Here is a 700-nt window from a genome sequence, read left to right as displayed (position 1 = left end):
CCGATATGCTGCCGGCGCAGCTGGCGCGCAGCGCCGGCCTCAATGCGCTGGGCAGCTTCGCCCCGCTGCGCGCTTTCTTCATGCGCGAGGGGCTGCGGCCGGGCAGCGGCTTTCGCGCCATTGCCGGCGGCCTAAGGAAAGAGGTCGGCCGGTAGGATTCCGTGCCGTATCGCATAGAGCAGCGCGGTCACCGTCACCACCGAAAAGCATGTCGTGATCAGCACGCTGGCCGAGGCTCGCTGCACCCACACGTCATATTGCTGTGCGATCACGAAGACATTGGTCGCCGTCGGCAGCGCCGCCAGCAGCATGGCGGAAAAGACCCAGGTCGGCGAGAAATTGCCGATCCAGCTTAGCACGACATAGCAAAGCAGCGGATGAACGATCAGCTTCAATCCGGCGATCAATGCCAGTTCGTGCGGAACGCGGTTGAGCGGCCTCAGCGCCAGCGTCACGCCCATGGCGAACAAGGCGCAAGGTGCCGCCGCGCGGGCGAGGTAGTCGAGGAAACGATCGACAGGCAGCGGCGGGCGGAACTCCACATAAGCGGCGCCGACGCCAAGCGCCGTCGCAATGATGAAGGGGTGCAGCGCGATCTTCTTCAGGACGCCGAGCGCCAGCTGGAGCGGTGGCGCCTTCTCCTTGCCAGACAGCGCCATCATCATCGGCGCGACCGTGAAATGCACGATGTTCTCGAAGC

General features: G+C 64.9%; 1 protein-coding gene and 1 pseudogene. One reads left to right on the top strand and one right to left on the bottom strand.

Annotation, left to right across the window (positions count from 1 at the left end):
- Positions 1 to 155 (top strand): annotated as a pseudogene (locus tag EOD07_RS38975) (UbiH/UbiF family hydroxylase); the annotation flags it as partial.
- Here the strand turns inward: EOD07_RS38975 and EOD07_RS36505 are convergent.
- Positions 132 to 700, bottom strand: a 569-nt coding sequence (locus tag EOD07_RS36505) for an AEC family transporter (protein ID WP_206519677.1), incomplete at its 5' end; no start/stop codon positions are given. The pseudogene EOD07_RS38975 and the gene EOD07_RS36505 overlap by 24 nt on opposite strands.

The sequence above is a fragment of the Mesorhizobium sp. M2C.T.Ca.TU.002.02.1.1 genome, assembly GCF_003997225.1.
This window is presented reverse-complemented; position numbering and strand designations above follow the sequence as displayed.